Source organism: Dolichospermum compactum NIES-806 (genome assembly GCF_002368115.1).
Classification (GTDB): Bacteria; Cyanobacteriota; Cyanobacteriia; order Cyanobacteriales; family Nostocaceae; genus Dolichospermum; species Dolichospermum compactum.
Map to the genome: position 1 here is coordinate 528,232 of NZ_AP018316.1, position 15,390 is coordinate 543,621.

Annotated in this window: 12 protein-coding genes and 1 pseudogene; 8 read left to right on the top strand and 5 right to left on the bottom strand. The window is 39.2% G+C overall.

Annotated elements, in window-relative coordinates:
* Positions 1-14: 14 nt before the first annotated feature.
* The gene (locus CA730_RS02435) at positions 15-1,853 is read right to left on the bottom strand and encodes a serine/threonine protein kinase (protein WP_096663467.1); all 1,839 of its coding nucleotides are present in this window, start codon (positions 1,851-1,853) and stop codon (positions 15-17) included.
* Between the two features lie 269 nt (positions 1,854-2,122).
* Between CA730_RS02435 and CA730_RS02440 the strand changes: the two genes are divergently transcribed.
* Positions 2,123-2,617, top strand: a complete 495-nt coding sequence (locus tag CA730_RS02440) for a hypothetical protein (RefSeq protein WP_096663470.1) — start codon at positions 2,123-2,125, stop codon at positions 2,615-2,617.
* 235 nt (positions 2,618-2,852) lie between these two features.
* The gene (locus CA730_RS02445) at positions 2,853-4,436 is read left to right on the top strand and encodes a metallophosphoesterase family protein (RefSeq protein ID WP_096663472.1); all 1,584 of its coding nucleotides are present in this window, start codon (positions 2,853-2,855) and stop codon (positions 4,434-4,436) included.
* A 99-nt stretch (positions 4,437-4,535) separates the two neighbouring features.
* Here CA730_RS02445 and asnS read toward each other — a convergent pair whose 3' ends face one another.
* Both asnS and CA730_RS02455 read right to left on the bottom strand, forming a co-directional pair.
* Positions 4,536-5,927: an asparagine--tRNA ligase gene (gene asnS / locus CA730_RS02450; protein WP_096663475.1), complete on the bottom strand. Its 1,392-nt coding sequence runs from the start codon at positions 5,925-5,927 to the stop codon at positions 4,536-4,538.
* Positions 5,928-5,997: 70 nt separating this feature from the next.
* Positions 5,998-6,342: pseudogene (locus tag CA730_RS02455) on the bottom strand (hypothetical protein).
* Between the two features lie 66 nt (positions 6,343-6,408).
* Here CA730_RS02455 and CA730_RS02460 point away from each other — a divergent pair.
* Positions 6,409-6,687: a DUF6439 family protein gene (locus CA730_RS02460; RefSeq protein WP_096663478.1), complete on the top strand. Its 279-nt coding sequence runs from the start codon at positions 6,409-6,411 to the stop codon at positions 6,685-6,687.
* A gap of 35 nt (positions 6,688-6,722) precedes the next feature.
* On the opposite strand, the gene CA730_RS02465 is transcribed toward CA730_RS02460, so the two are convergent.
* A complete protein-coding gene (locus CA730_RS02465) occupies positions 6,723-7,172 on the bottom strand; it encodes an ATP-binding protein (protein ID WP_096663481.1) in 450 nt (149 codons plus the stop codon).
* Positions 7,173-7,582: 410 nt separating this feature from the next.
* The gene (rlmD, locus tag CA730_RS02470) at positions 7,583-8,965 is read right to left on the bottom strand and encodes a 23S rRNA (uracil(1939)-C(5))-methyltransferase RlmD (RefSeq protein WP_172891151.1); all 1,383 of its coding nucleotides are present in this window, start codon (positions 8,963-8,965) and stop codon (positions 7,583-7,585) included.
* A 622-nt stretch (positions 8,966-9,587) separates the two neighbouring features.
* Here rlmD and CA730_RS02475 point away from each other — a divergent pair.
* From CA730_RS02475 to CA730_RS02505, 5 genes are all read left to right on the top strand, one after another.
* Positions 9,588-10,073 (top strand): allophycocyanin subunit alpha-B, encoded by a 486-nt coding sequence (locus CA730_RS02475; RefSeq protein WP_027403112.1) that lies wholly within the window; start codon positions 9,588-9,590, stop codon positions 10,071-10,073.
* Between the two features lie 639 nt (positions 10,074-10,712).
* On the top strand, positions 10,713-11,696 hold the full coding sequence (locus CA730_RS02480; protein WP_096663484.1) for an ABC transporter ATP-binding protein: 984 nt from the start codon (positions 10,713-10,715) through the stop codon (positions 11,694-11,696).
* 5 nt (positions 11,697-11,701) lie between these two features.
* The gene (locus CA730_RS02485) at positions 11,702-12,490 is read left to right on the top strand and encodes an ABC transporter permease (RefSeq protein ID WP_096663487.1); all 789 of its coding nucleotides are present in this window, start codon (positions 11,702-11,704) and stop codon (positions 12,488-12,490) included.
* A gap of 756 nt (positions 12,491-13,246) precedes the next feature.
* The gene (locus CA730_RS02495; RefSeq protein WP_096663490.1) at positions 13,247-14,164 is read left to right on the top strand and encodes a M23 family metallopeptidase; all 918 of its coding nucleotides are present in this window, start codon (positions 13,247-13,249) and stop codon (positions 14,162-14,164) included.
* A 469-nt stretch (positions 14,165-14,633) separates the two neighbouring features.
* Positions 14,634-15,390 (top strand): DUF6444 domain-containing protein (locus tag CA730_RS02505; RefSeq protein ID WP_157750056.1); only part of this gene is annotated, 757 nt, incomplete at its 3' end.

A 15,390-nucleotide genomic window follows, 5' to 3' on the forward strand; every position in this document is an offset into this window, starting at 1 on the left:
AGACAAATTTTGTTTTAAACCCCATCTTTTGGTGTTGCTGAAGGAGTTGGTTTACTTTCTTGGGGTAATACTTGTTTAGCAACATTATCAGCAGCTTGTTTAAACATTGGTTCTAATTTATCACGCCAGTATTTAATATTCGGGAGCTTTTCTGGATGATCTCGATAAGCTAAGACTTCATCCCATTGACCATTATCAATAGCTTTATTAATATCTTTAGCTAACGCTTCGGCTTTTGCCCAATCACTCTGCCATTGATTCACAGTATCAACGGTTTCTTTAATGCTAGAAACAGCATTTCCTGAAGTTGATTTTAACAGAGAAATTGCCCCTTGTAAATCTCCTGATTCAAACTTTTGTCGAGCTTTTGCCAGGGTTTTTGTCTTATCTTCGATGGCTGGTGGGGATGGTTTGGCTGGAGAAGGTTCTACCGCAGATTTGGCTGAAACTTGAGGAACTGGACGAGATGCAATTAAAGGACTATCGTCTACAGTTTGCGTAGCCAAACCTTTGTCACGTCGGCAAGAAATCCATGTTTCATTATTAGAAATAATATCAGAATGCGCCCATGCTAAACGTCCAGATGACAGTTTAATTTCTACCCAACCCCGATTTGTGCGTTTACCTGTGACTTCAAATTCACTAGCTGTACCCAAGGTTTTCAAAATATTATCAGAATTGATGGCACTGGGTTCAGATCGGATATTAGAATTAGCTGCAACTACAGCCATACAGTTATTTGTTAATTTGGTTTTTTCTCCTGTTAAATTACCAGTTAAATTCTTAAAATTGGGATATACATTTGTAAATAAAGCGGCTACACTACCGACTAATAATATGCCAATTAATAAAGGTAAAGGATCTGGTTTATTAGATTCTTGGGGAATATATTGTTGCGGTGCCGGTTGAACAGGAACATGATTAGCGGGGGAAACCGCCATTGTTTTTTGTGTAAATCTGGAAGCTAGATTTTGCGGAGATTGATAAATAATTTGAGGAGATACGGAAGGTTGGGAAAGTTCTGGGGTGATATTTACCAAGTTTTGACAAGCTTGTAAGGCTTCCGTTGCTGTTTGATAACGTTCTTTGAAATGGTAACGCACCATTTTCGTTAAAATTGCGCCTAGACCAGGATTCACAGGAATTAAATGTTGCCAGTTAATTTCCCCTGTATCTGGATCTTCTTGTAATTGACTAGCTGGGACTCCCGTTAATGCCTGAATGGCGATAATTCCTAAAGCGTAAATATCACTATTAGGACGGGGTTTACCTTGTCCCTGTTCTGTAGGCATATAGCCAGGTGTGCCAATGGCTACTGTAGCTGTTTGCTGTCCGCCGACCACCACCAAGGGCGATCTCAATTGTTTAACTGCACCAAAATCTACTAAAACTAATTTATAATCAGCCGCACGGCGAATAATATTATCTGGCTTAATGTCGCGGTGAATCACACCTTCCTGGTGAACAAACTCTAAAATACTCAAGATTTCCAGCAGCATTTGCATGACTTGGGCTTCACTCCAAGGCTGTCCGGGGATAAGTTCTTCATTGAGAGTATGACCGTCAATAAATTCTTGAACTAAAAAGAATTCCTTATTTTCGTCAAAATAGGCAAGAAGTCTGGGTATTTGGTCATGGTTACTTAATTTTTCTAAAGTTTCTGCTTCGCTATTAAACAGGCGTTTAGCAGTAACAAAGATGTTAGGGTCAGAATTGGCTGGTTTCAGGTGTTTAACCACGCAGATGGGATTGCCTGGCCGTCTGGTATCTTGGGCAATATAGGTTTGACCAAATCCCCCTGTCGCCAAGACGCGAATGACTTGGTAGCGATGATCTAGTAATTTGCCTATCATAATTTCCCTCCCCAGCTTTACAGCTTAATTTTCCCGCTAGTAGTCAATATCTCCAAATTTCTCTTGCTGAAATCAGGTATCTTGAGAAAAGATTTAAATTGTGTCAGCAGTTAGGAGTAAAGAGGAAAGAAAACAGAAGAAAAATTCCCTCGTCTCAACCAGCAATTTAAATGCCTGACAGCTTAACTACTTTGGCGATCGCTATGAAGTATAGTTTTTTTATTGAACCAAATTGTTAATTTTACGATCAGTATCCCTATTGACTAGCTATGCCACCTAAGATAACTAATTCTACCTCATGGCAACAAGCTGAAATCTTGATGCAACCTGTGTTCATTCGTGTGATTGATAATCTTCGCAAACAGTTGGATATATCTGATTGGCAAGGTACTTATCAAGATGTATTAACTTGGCCTGCTAATACCCCTGATGAAACCAAAGCCTTGGTAACTCAGTTGGTACAAGAAATAGAAACCGCAACACCCATACAAGCGGAGGAAATTAGAAAAACTCTGGCGAGTTTACCTATGCCCCATGCAGGATATCATTTGCTTTTACAACGTAATGGACAACAAGTCAATCTAGATTTGTGGGATTTGTGTTATCAATTATGTTTTCTGAATTATAGTTCAGAAAATACAGCAGTTAATATTGATACTAGCTTAATTGATGAATATGGGGATGTAGATTGGCAACAATTAGAAACTAAAACTCAGCAATTGGTGAAACAGGTTTTCGCTAATTTACCAAAATTAGGCGACTAGTACCGCAGGGCGGAAATCAAAAGTCAAAAGTCAAAAGTCAAAACACAGACAGTATAGGCTTTTTGGCGATTGAGAATGGTTGGTTTATTTACGCCGTGTTGTACTAGAAGTTACTTCTACACAAACAAGGTCCACCTGCGTGGACTAATTTAAGCCGTAATCCTGTTAATCCTTAAATCCTGGATATCCTGATAGCGTAGCGTGGCGTTAGCCATTTCTGACAATATTATTTCCTATGAAATTGATTTCTGAACCACCGATTTCTGTCAAAATTCAAAAGATGAAACAACGGGTGCGCTGGCAGCATTCGAGTATTTTACAGCAGGGAATTGACCAAACCTGCATGGTGATAGATGATGGCAACTCAGAAAGTCCAGATTTTTCGTTTATGGTGATGGGTGATACTGGCACTAAGTCCTATTCTAGACACCATCCCCAACGGGAAGTTGCCAAAATGATGGTAAATCATGGTAATGATTGCCGCTTTGTGCTGCACACTGGTGATGTGATTTATATGGTGGGTTCTCGTGAATATTACCCAGCCAATTTTATTGAACCTTATCGGGAATTTTTGGTTGGTGGTCATCAGCCTCAAGATATCGCTTATGATCAGATGGTATTTAAGCTGCCGATTTTACCAGTGCTGGGTAATCATGATTATTATGATGTGCCTTTACTCTATCGTTTGCTAACTGGTCCAACTTTGCCTTTGCGGCGGATGTTGCGTTATAAAGATATTGAAATCGGTTGGCATGGTTCAAATCAAGGTGATGCTTATGCTAGAGCATTTTTAGATTATTTGGCGGCAGTTTCTCCAGCGGAGTTAGAACAGTATTTAAAACAGCATTACAACGCTAAAACTGGTACGGGTAAATGTTTGCGTTATCAGCCGGGGAATTTTACTCGTTTACCTAATCGGTATTATAATTTTTGTTACGGTGGTATTGACTTTTTCGCCTTAGATTCTAACACTTTCAATACTCCAGATCCTTTACCTAATAACCAAGCTGGGGATGATTTCCGTCGGGAATTAGCGCAACGTCGTCAGGAAATTGACCAAGAAGAATTACGGATTTTGACGGAATGTGACAGACTCAATCCTGAAAAATCTGATGAAGCGGAATTATTGGCTGAACTTGGGGCTAAATTAGACCAAATCAATGAGGTAAAAATTGATATTGAGAAGCAATTAGAATCTAACACAAATACTAATGTTGATTTTGAACAATTGGCTTGGTTAAAAGAGAGATTAACTGCATCTTGGCATAATCCCGCAGTTAGAGGACGGGTAATATTTTTCCATCATCCACCTTATGTTACAGAAGGAAGTAAATGGAATCAAAGGCAAACTTTAGCGGTTCGTAATCGTATAAAAAAGGTTTTTGATGAAGTAGCAACGAGTTTGGGTAATATAACTCAGGAACGCCCAATAGTAGATATAATATTCAGCGGACACGCTCATTGTTTTGAGCATTTGCAAACTGTGAATACAGGACACGCGGATTCTTATATTAATTATATTATTGCCGGTGGTAGTGGTCGTCGTCTTCGTCGTCAACGTCCAGAAGGAGGAGAATTGCTGGAAACTTTCAATAATAATGGGGATATTTCCATTCGCAAGGTTGCTGATTCACTGTTGTATGTGGGACGGAGTGGGAGTGGGTTTGAGAGTAAAAAGCTTTATTCTTGTGTGCGAGTGGATGTGTTGGGGGGTTTTCCGGCGAAGTTTATGATTACACCTTTAGTAACAGAGTTAGTTGAGGGTAAATGGTGCGATCGCCAATTAAAACCTTGGATAATTTATAATCCAGGAGGATAGAAAATAGATAGCCAAAAATTTGCTAAAAACAAACCAATATGCCCCTCTCCGCGTCGGAGAGGGGTTGGGGTGAGGTTCAATGAATTCACGTTAAAATAATTAAAAATCCGCGCTTTGTGGTGTGCGAGGAAAGGGAATCACATCCCGAATATTTCCCATACCCGTCATAAATTGCACCAATCTTTCAAACCCCAAACCAAAACCAGCGTGGGGAACAGTACCATAACGACGTAAATCTAAATACCACCACAAATCTTCCGGGTTCATACCCTGGGCTAATACCCGTTTTTCTAAAACATCAAGTCTTTCTTCCCGTTGTGAACCACCAATAATTTCGCCTATTTTCGGTGCGAGAATATCCATAGCCCGGACGGTTTTTTCATCATCACTCAACCGCATATAAAAAGCTTTAATTTGGGCAGGATAATCTGTAACAATGACCGGCTTTTTGAACAATTGTTCAGCTAAATAGCGTTCATGTTCTGATTGTAAATCTGCACCCCAACTCACAGGGTAATCAAACTTAGCATCAGCTTTTTCTAAAAGTTTGACTGCTTCTGTATAAGTCAATCGTGCAAACTGATTGTTAATAATATTATTGGCAGTTTCTAAAACAGTATTATCAATCCGTTCATTAAAAAATTCCATGTCTTCGGGACAGGTTTCCATCACATATTTAAAAATGTGTTTGAGAAACTCCTCAGCTACATCCATATCACCTTCTAAATCACAAAAAGCCATTTCTGGTTCAACCATCCAAAATTCGGCTAAGTGACGAGAAGTATTAGAATTTTCAGCCCGGAATGTGGGACCAAAGGTGTAGACATTCGTAAAAGCCATAGCCATAATTTCGGCTTCTAATTGGCCACTAACTGTTAAATATGCAGGTTTACTAAAGAAGTCTTGGCTATAGTCAATTTCTTGATTTTCGGTTTTGGGAACATTCTTTAAATTGAAATTAGTCACACTAAATAATTCACCTGCACCTTCACAATCACTGGCGGTAATAATGGGAGTATGTACCCATAAAAAACCCCGTTGTTGAAAAAATTGGTGAATAGCGATCGCACAAGCATTTCTGACTCGGAATACTGCCCCAAAGGAGTTAGTTCGCGGACGTAAATGGGCTATGGTGCGGAGAAACTCAAAGGAATGGCGTTTCTTTTGCAGAGGATAGGTATCAGGATCAGCATCTCCGTATACTTTCACTGTATCTGCTTTTAATTCTATTCTTTGTCCTTTACCTTGGGAAGCTACTAGGACTCCTGATACTTCTATAGAACCACCTGTATTGATCTGTTTTAATATTCCTTGATAGTCTGGTAAATCTTGATTAATGACAATTTGTAAATTACCTAAAGATGAACCATCATTAACTTCCAAAAATGCAAATCCTTTTAATTCGCGCTTTGTTCTTACCCAACCTTGGACTACCAAAGTTTGTTCTGGTTTACCAATTCTTAATATTTCTGCAATACGAGGATTTAGCATTTTCTACAATTTGTATTTTTTAAAGAATTTCAGATCCCCGACTTCTCAAAGAAGTCGGGGATCTTTTAAATCAACCAACCCAAGATTTTAATAACCAACCTATAATAACACCTAAACCGCCAAAACGAGTAGCTTGCCAAAAAGGTCTTTTCAGACTTACCCAAGAAAACAACTAGCTTTCTAGATTGATTTCTAATACTTCTAATTGTTTTTGAAGGCGATTTAACTCGGCTTTAATTTCTGGAGTCTGCTTTCTATTTTCCTTTAAATTTTTTAATTCTTGTTGCCATTGTGCCTTTTGTTGTTGATCTTTTTGCACTTGAGCATATCTATCTTTCAAGAATTGGAGTTCAGCCTCTATTTCCTCTAATTCCTGTGCAAAATCTGGCTGGGGATTTTCCTCTAAATTAGTCATTGGTGATTAGTCATTAGCTATGATGGTTAAATCATAACTTTTACTCTTAACTCGGCACTTAGTCTTATGTCACAAACTAATCAACTAAATGAAATCAGCACTCTAGAACTAGCACAGGCACTCATGGAACGGTTGAGTATCTCTCCCGATGATTGGCATCGCCTCAAGTCTAACCGCAATGCTCGCGCTAGTGAGCAGGCAGCCGCCGCAATGGTGTTTTTGATCAAAAATGAACCCCAAGAAGCACAGGCTAGGCTAGAACAGGCTGTGGGCTGGCTAGATAAGTCAATTTCCGCCCCTCCTTGCCCCACGCACGGACATCAGCGCGAGGTAATAAAGAAATAACTCTCACCTGCTCCCTGTTCCCTGTTCCCTGCCTCTTATCTTCGCAAAGATAGTAAACGACGGCTTTCTACTTGCTTACAAAGCGTCAGTTCTGTCCCTTTGCCATTCCATTTTACTTGATCAAAAATTTGATGCAGTAAGGACATACCCCGCCCACTTTCTGCTTCATCTGGTGGTAAATAGTCATCGGGATCACTATGATCTTCGAGGGAGGGTGTGAAACCGCTGCCCTGATCTGAGATAATCCACCAATACTGATTATTTATTAATGAGAACCGAACTACGACTAATTTGCCGGGATCAAGATTGTTCCCGTGTTTAGCGGCATTTACTAGGGCTTCTTGGAGTCCTAGTCGTAGTTCCGATTGTAATTTTACGGGAATATCGTTCAAGAGTAAATCTAGGATTGGACAAAGATAGAGGGTGGAGGCAAAACTAATTGTCCCCCAATAACGCCCAACTGGACGAAGAGAAATGGTAATCACAAGAGAAACCCCGTAGCTTTTATTTAGCTAGACATCAGGAAAGCTTTTTCAGGCATTCTGATAAAAATTAGGTAGTCATGCTGCCTTCAAACTTGAGTCTGTAAAACTAAATTTATAAAAATGCTCTTGGCTGATAACTGAAAATGAGAATTCATATTGTTTATTTACAATTTGCTAAAGTCAATCCGTTCATTTGCTAGATGAATAAGAATTGCTATTTTTAAACAGAATGGGCAGGACGCTCTGATTAGCTGCTAGTTTGTATTTAACACAATTTAATCTCTTCCTTCAGATTCTATACAGCTTCGATTTCTTTAAAACAAAATGAGTTTCTATTTTTATGTAATTCCATTTTAGCATTATGAGTATCCACTAGAGTACAAATTTCTGATTTTTATTTTTGGGAAGAATTAACTATTCTGATCATTGTCCGATAGCACTAGAAAAGCGGCTGCTTCTACATGAGCAGTTTGAGGAAAAAAGTCGGCAGGTTGCACTCTTGTGAGTTTATATAGCCCATCTTCGCAAAGTAATTTGAGGTCACGGGCGAGGGTGGCTACTTTACAACTGACGTAAACAATTCGAGATGGTTTCAGGTTTCTTAATGTTTTGATAACGTTAGCTTCACATCCTTTGCGGGGCGGATCAAGTAAGACGACATCTGGGATAATTTCCAAATTCTGGAGAATCTTTTCGACTGCGCCTACTTGGAATGTGACATTATTGATGCCATTTTCTTTGGCATTGATAGTTGCTTGTTGTACTGCTGTTGATTGCAGTTCTAAACCTGTGATGTGCCGTGCTTGTTTGGCTAGGGGTAAAGTTAATGTCCCTATACCACAGTAGGCATCAATGAGGATTTCATGCCCTTGTAGGTTCAGTTCTGACTGAATTACGGCTAGGAGTGCTTCGGCTGTTTCTGTGTACACTTGGAAAAATGTATCTGGTCCGATTTGAAAATCCAGTCCAGCGAATTTTTCTTGGAGATGGGGAGTTCCAGCTAAACAACGGGTTTCTGATCCAAATATAGCATTTGTGCGATCGCTATTGCGGTTAAGTGACACACCAACTAACTCAGGATAACGCTGTAACCATTGCTGGGCTTGGGTTTCAATTCCTGGTAAATTCCAATCTTTGACCACCAAAGTTAGCAGCATTTCTCCTGTGCGACGACCAATGCGTAAACCCAAATGGCGAATTAAGCCTTTATGTCGGGTTTCGTCATAAATTGACCAACCTTGCTTTTCAATATCCAATTTTACTTCAGCTAATAGGGGATTTAATCGCTGGTCTTGGACGGGGCATTGATTCAAGTTGATTAATTTATGAGTACCTTTGTGATAATATCCAGCTTGGACATGACCTGTGGCTGACCTACCGATAGGATAGGTGACTTTGTTGCGATAGCCAAAGGATGCAGCAGATACTAAGACTGGATCTATAGGTGGATTCACAAAACCGCCAATTCTTTCTAAGGCTTGAGTTACTTGATTGTGTTTGGCGATTAATTGGTAGTCATAATTAATATGTTGCCACTGACAACCACCGCATTTATCGGCGACAATACAACTGGGACGCACCCGTTGAGGTGAGGCTTGCAATAATTCCTGCACCTGACCATAGGCATATTTTGGCTTAACATTGAATAGTTTGACAAGTAGGCGATCGCCCGGAACAGTATCAGGAACAAAAACCACCCGCTGCTCAAAGCGTCCCACACCATCACCCGTGTCGCTTAAATCAGTAATTTCCAGTTCAATAATTTCATCTTGTCGCCACATTATATTAGTCATTAGTCAATTGCTAGAGAACAGGGAACTTTCTCACTAGGAAGCGGAAGTTCCCCAATGTCAAATTTCGACACTCCCCGGTCTCAAGACACGGGGATTCTTGGTTCGACGAGACCACTTAAACTAGATTCCTTGCGTTGTCTAACCCAGAGGTGGGACTCTCCCCAAGCGTTAACTTTCGGTCTGCCTGACCGTAGTTGCATTACTGCAAGTCCTGTTTAACTTGAAACGAGAAAGTTTCAAAATTCTGATTTGTCTAGTCCCTATAAATCTTTTAACTACTGCTAGGAAGAAGCTAGAACAATGCAGTAGAAACGCATAGATCTAATTGTCAAGGTACAAATTACCGTTAGGTAGTTAGGTTTTTATACAGGTTTATTACCTTTCCTGTTACAAATAGTGTAACACCATCAGTCACTGGGGGATAAATCCCCCACACGGCTTTCATTTCCGGCTTAAAAAACATTAAAATTTAAGAATTTTTAGGATTTTTAGGTTTTAATTTCGGGGCTTTTAGCCCATTTTTTTGTAAATTAATTTATCTCTATCTTCCCATACACTTCACGAATGTCCCTTTAAGTCGGTAAACTAGCAGATATAAATATTTCAGTTCATTTAGATAATCATGACTGTAATTAGCCAAGTTATTCTCCAAGCTGACGACGAACTGCGTTACCCCAGCAGTGGCGAACTCAAAAACATCAAAGCATTTTTGGAAACAGGTGTGCAGCGCACAAGAATAGCCGCCACCCTTTCCGAAAACGAGAAAAAGATCGTCCAAGAAGCCACCAAAAAACTTTGGCAAAAACGCCCTGACTTTATCGCCCCCGGTGGTAATGCTTACGGTGAAAAACAACGGGCTTTGTGTATTCGGGACTTTGGCTGGTACTTACGCCTAATCACCTACGGTGTACTCGCCGGTGACAAAGAACCCATTGAAAAAATTGGTTTGGTTGGTGTGCGGGAAATGTACAACTCTCTCGGTGTTCCTGTGCCTGGAATGGTAGAAGCTATCACCTCTCTCAAACAAGCGTCCTTGGATTTATTAAATGCAGAAGACGCTGGGGAAACAGCACCTTACTTTGATTACATCATTCAAGCAATGTCATAATCAAAACCCTGTACAATAGCAGGAAACAGAGTTAAAAGTCTTGAATTCCCCACAGTTGGTAGTAGCTATGGCAAGTATTTGTCAGGTTATTAACTAGTTGTGGGGATATGTTATACTTATCATAAGTTATTAAGTAGGTGAACAGAAAAATTTAAAGGTATGTGAAGAAAAGTAAAATTACTCAAAACTCTCTTCCTGTTCCCAGTTAAGAGTTCCCTGTTCCCTTGCCCCAACGACAATTTTTAACGCCCACCTACTTATCTTAGCAACAACAAAAAAAACGACAGACTGATAGTAGGCTGTCGGTAGTTAGTATGTTCCCTATTAATGACTCGGCTAGAGTTCAATGAACGTCAATCATACCAACGCGGCAATTTCCCTGAGATGATGTCAATCATATATATCTGTGACTTCTATCACCTTAGAGAAACAGGAGTAAGGAGTTCAGGAGTCACCGAGTCATCGAGTCAGGAGGAAGAATTAGAGAGAAGTAAGAATAGATTACTTACAAAATAATCAGGAATTAGAAAACTTAAAAAAATAATCCTCCTTAAAACCGACTTTCTTCTCGCAATTTATGTGATCATTATTGAGAGGGAATAAACTCGAAGTTATCAGGTAGAAGGAAATAAATTTTTCATGTCAATCATTATAGCAGAAAAACTTAATAAATTTTACCCTGTATCCACAAAACAACCAGGTATTCGGGGAACAATTAACCATTTTTTCCGCCGCACCTATCGCTCAATTCCCGCAGTTCAGGATATCACTTTTACCATTGAAACCGGAGAGATCGTGGGGTTTTTAGGTCCTAATGGTGCCGGCAAAACTACCACCCTAAAAATGCTGACAGGATTAATTCATCCTTCTAAAGGAACAGTTAAAGTTGGTGGATTTGTTCCCTTTAATCGTCAAGAAGCATTTTTGCAAAAAATCACCTTAGTGATGGGACAAAAACAGCAATTGATTTGGGATTTACCAGCATTAGATTCTCTGAGAATTAACGCCGCAATTTATAATATTTCTGATAAAGAATTTCAACGTCGAGTTGGAGAACTAACAGAAATGCTGGCTTTAGAAGGTAAATTAACCCAACCCGTCCGCAAATTATCATTAGGTGAACGGATGAAAGCTGAACTGTTAGCAGCACTTTTACACCGTCCCCAAGTTTTATTTCTAGATGAACCAACTTTAGGATTAGATGTTAACGCTCAAGCAGGAGTGCGTAATTTTTTGAAAGAATATAATCAGCTATATCAAGCCACAATATTATTAACAAGTCATTACATGGCTGATATTACAGCTTTGTGTGAACGGGTGTTATTAATTCATCAAGGAAAACTCATTTATGATGGCAGGTTAGATGGATTATTAGAAAATTTTGCTCCTTATCGAGAAATTTATGTCGAATTAGCGCAAGCATTACCCCTAGAAAAACTTATGTCCTATGGTGATGTGCAAATGCTAGAAGGAAGAGCGGTGAGATTTATTGTCCAACAAGAAGTCATGACTCGCACTGTTTCTCAGATTTTAGCCGATTTAGAAGTGATAGATTTAACAGTTACAGAACCACCTGTAGAAGAGGTAATTGGTAGAGTTTTTCAAAAAGGATTTAACCATTGATAACCATGAAAAAACTTGTTGAAAAATCCTTAACTTTGCTGTCGGTATATTATGCTAATGTGCTGGAATATAGATCGGAATTAATATTCTGGGTTTTAGCTGGTTCTTTACCAATTATCATGATGGGTATTTGGATGCAAGCTGCTGATAGTGGTAAATTTGCTTTTAAATCTGTGGACTTTGCTCGATATTTTTTCGCAGTTTTTCTTGCTAGACAAATCACAGTTGTTTGGGTAATTTATGATTTTGAAAAAGAAGTATTAGAAGGGAAACTTTCGCCCAAATTATTACAGCCTTTAGATCCAGTTTGGCATCATGTTGCCAACCATCTGGCGGAAAGAGTCGCTAGAATGCCTTTTGTATTGCTTTTATCAACATTCTTTTTTGTTCTCTATCCTCAAGCCTTTTGGTTGCCAAGTATAACCAACTTTTTTCTATTCCTCTTAGTAGCAATTATGGTTTTTGCTTTAAGATTTATCATTCAATATACCTTTGCTATGTTTGCCTTTTGGACAGAAAGAGCCGCAGCTTTAGAAAATTTATGGTTGTTGGTTTTTGTATTTTTATCAGGTTTAATAGCACCTTTAGATGTTTTTCCAGAAAATATCAGAAACATAGTTATGTTCACACCTTTTCCTTATATGATTAATTTTCCAGCTAGTATTTTAGTAGGACTACCTGTAGATTTAACCAGAGGATTCCTATCAATCTCAGGTTGGTTTCTTGTATTTTTTGGTGCTAATCGTTTTTTATGGCGCAGAGGAATGAAAAAATATTCAGGTATGGGGGCTTAATAATTCATAATTTAATTGACTTCAGCAGTGTAAATATTTTGTATAAGTTCTTGTAATTCATCAATATTATTTACATAGGACTTACGCAAGTGTCACACCAAAAATCTGTTGTAGGGTACGTCAGACTGCATAAATTCTGCAAATAAACAGATTGTTGATATCTGACGCACCCTACCAATGTGCCAGTTGCGTAAGTCCTGTTACAGTTAGGCTATACTTTTGAATAGTTCTTAGGTTGGCTAAATCAGAAATTTTTGAGATTATTGACATTAACTGTAAACCTTCACTTCCGAATTTGATATCTAATACTAATTCAATACTTAATAGCCGTTCTTGTAGCCGTCCTTATTCCCTACCTTTGTGCAAAATTTCCTGATAAAAGAAAGATTTTTCCAACATATCTCTACTCCTTATAATAAACTCTGATTCGTGGTGATTAGGAATTTATGCCTTAGTTTCTTTAGGGGTGTTAATCAATAAGGGATAGGCAGAAAAATCATATTCTTCTTCCACCAATACTGTATAAGTCCACATTTGTTTGGGCATTTCCAGCTTATACCGTGATTATAACTCACAAAAATTTCGGCTCTTCGGTACTTGTTATCCTAAATTACCAGTTGCTAAAAGGGAACAGGAGACAGAGAGAATATTTTGCCATAATATTCAAAAATATGATTTATTAACTTTGCTGGGAAACACTAAATACAATAAATTAGTCTGTTAATTAACAACCGCAAAAAATTTGTTTATCAGCCTATGAATACCATGCGTAACGCTATTAATCCAGAGAATAAATTGTCAGGTTTTAGTATTATCAACCGTGCCAAAATGTTTATAGGCATAATTGCTGCTGTCCCCATTGCTTTAAGCTCACCAGCAAAGGCTTTAGAAGTACAGGTGTTACCTAAAAATCCTCAATTAGGAGATACAATTTCTGTTGTCATTGAGGCAAATTCCCCAGAGAAAACCAGCAATCCTACTGTCACAGTGGGGGGGGAAATATATCCGGCCTTTGAAATTGCACCTCGTAAATATCGTTCTTTTGTGCCTACAACTCCCTTAGAAAAAGCTGGAGTGAGAACCATTAAAGTTTCCGAAGGTGGACAAGAACAAAATTTATCAGTAAAGGTGCGCGATCGCAAATTTCCCGTCCAACGAATTACCTTACCACCTGGAAAAGCTGGAGTTAAGGCTACTGAATACGAACTCAAACGCGTAAAAGAATTAAAAGCCCTACAAACACCAGAAAAATATTGGAATGGTGCTTTTCTTGCTCCCAATGCTGGGAGAACATCCACTAAATATGGTGTCCGTCGCTACTATAATGGTAAATTTGCCAAAGACTACTACCACCGTGGACAAGACTATGCAGGTGCAGCGGGTTCAACCGTAATTACCCCAGCCGCCGGACGAGTTGCTTTAGTGGGTAAAGTATCCCAAGGGTTCCGAGTTCATGGTAATGTAGTAGGCATTGATCACGGTCAGGGAATTATCAGCATTTTCATGCACCTAAGTCGTATTGATGTCAAAGAAGGTGATTTTGTGCAAGTAGGGCAAAAAATTGGTGCAGTGGGTTCAACAGGTGCATCTACTGGACCGCACCTACACTGGGGTTTGTATGTGAACGGACAATCTGTTGATCCATTACCGTGGAAATCTCAGAAAATTGATTAAGTTGTTGACCTGATTACTTTCTCAAGCCAAAATACCTGCATATAAATAGTACAATTTGGTAGAGTAATTAATTCAGTAACGTCAGTAACTCAGCCCTAAGCTGAGTTTCCCACTTACCGCGAAGTCTTATGATAACGGGGTACTTAAGCCCCTTATCTATCTATATATTTGAACTAATTCTGCTATTGTATTCTGGGTGATTGATAGCATTCCTATTTAATTTAGCTATCGGAAATTTTATGTTTCTATCCAGAAATACATACTTTTATGGTAACCGTTCAGGGGGGTAGAAGAGCGATCGTTAAAAAATTACCTCCAAAATGTGATAAATTCAGGACTTACGCAACTGGCACATTGGTAGGGTGCGTCAAATATCAACAATCTGTTTATTTGCAGGATTTATGCAGTCTGACGCACCCTACAACAGATTTTTGGTGTGACACTTGCGTAAGTCCTAAAATTAAGTGACATGGAACTAAATCGCGTCAATCACTTAGAACAGATACCTCCAGAAGATTGGGGTAAGACTCCAGCCAGCGTCAAGAAACTGGTGGAGGAAATGGCGCAGGAAATAGAACAACAGTCAAAGAAACTAACAGAAGTCCTGACAGTTCAAGAACAGCTATTAGAAAAAATAAATAGGAGTTCCGTTAACTCATCATCACCACCATCAAGTGACCCACCGGGATTTGGAAAAAAGCCTGTAAAACAAAAAAGCAGCAAAAAAAGAGGGGGTCAAGCAGGTCATAAAGGAAATAGCCGAGACTTATACCCAATCGAAGAATGTAGGGAAGTCATAGAACATCATCCCGAAGAATGTGTAAATTGTGGAGCTACCCTGACGGGAGTTGATACAAACCCCTATCGTCACCAGATAGTAGAAATTCCACCCATCAGTCCCATAGTGATAGAGCATCGTCTACATCAATTGACCTGTAAAGGATGTGGCACAAAGACCCGTGGGACATTACCAGAAGACGTGAATCCAAGTGGTTACGGAGTCAGAGTTGTAGCTCTAGTGGCACTGCTAAGTGGAGTCTATCGTCACAGTCACAGAATGGTACAAAGTGCGATGGCAGAAGTGTTTGGAATTTCAATATCGTTGGCAACAGTCAACAAACTCAGACTAGAAGCAAGTAACGCAGTGGCAAGTTGTGTAGATGAAGCCAAAGAATATATCCAAAATGCCCAAGTTGTTGGAGCAGATGAAACCAGCTTTAATCAAG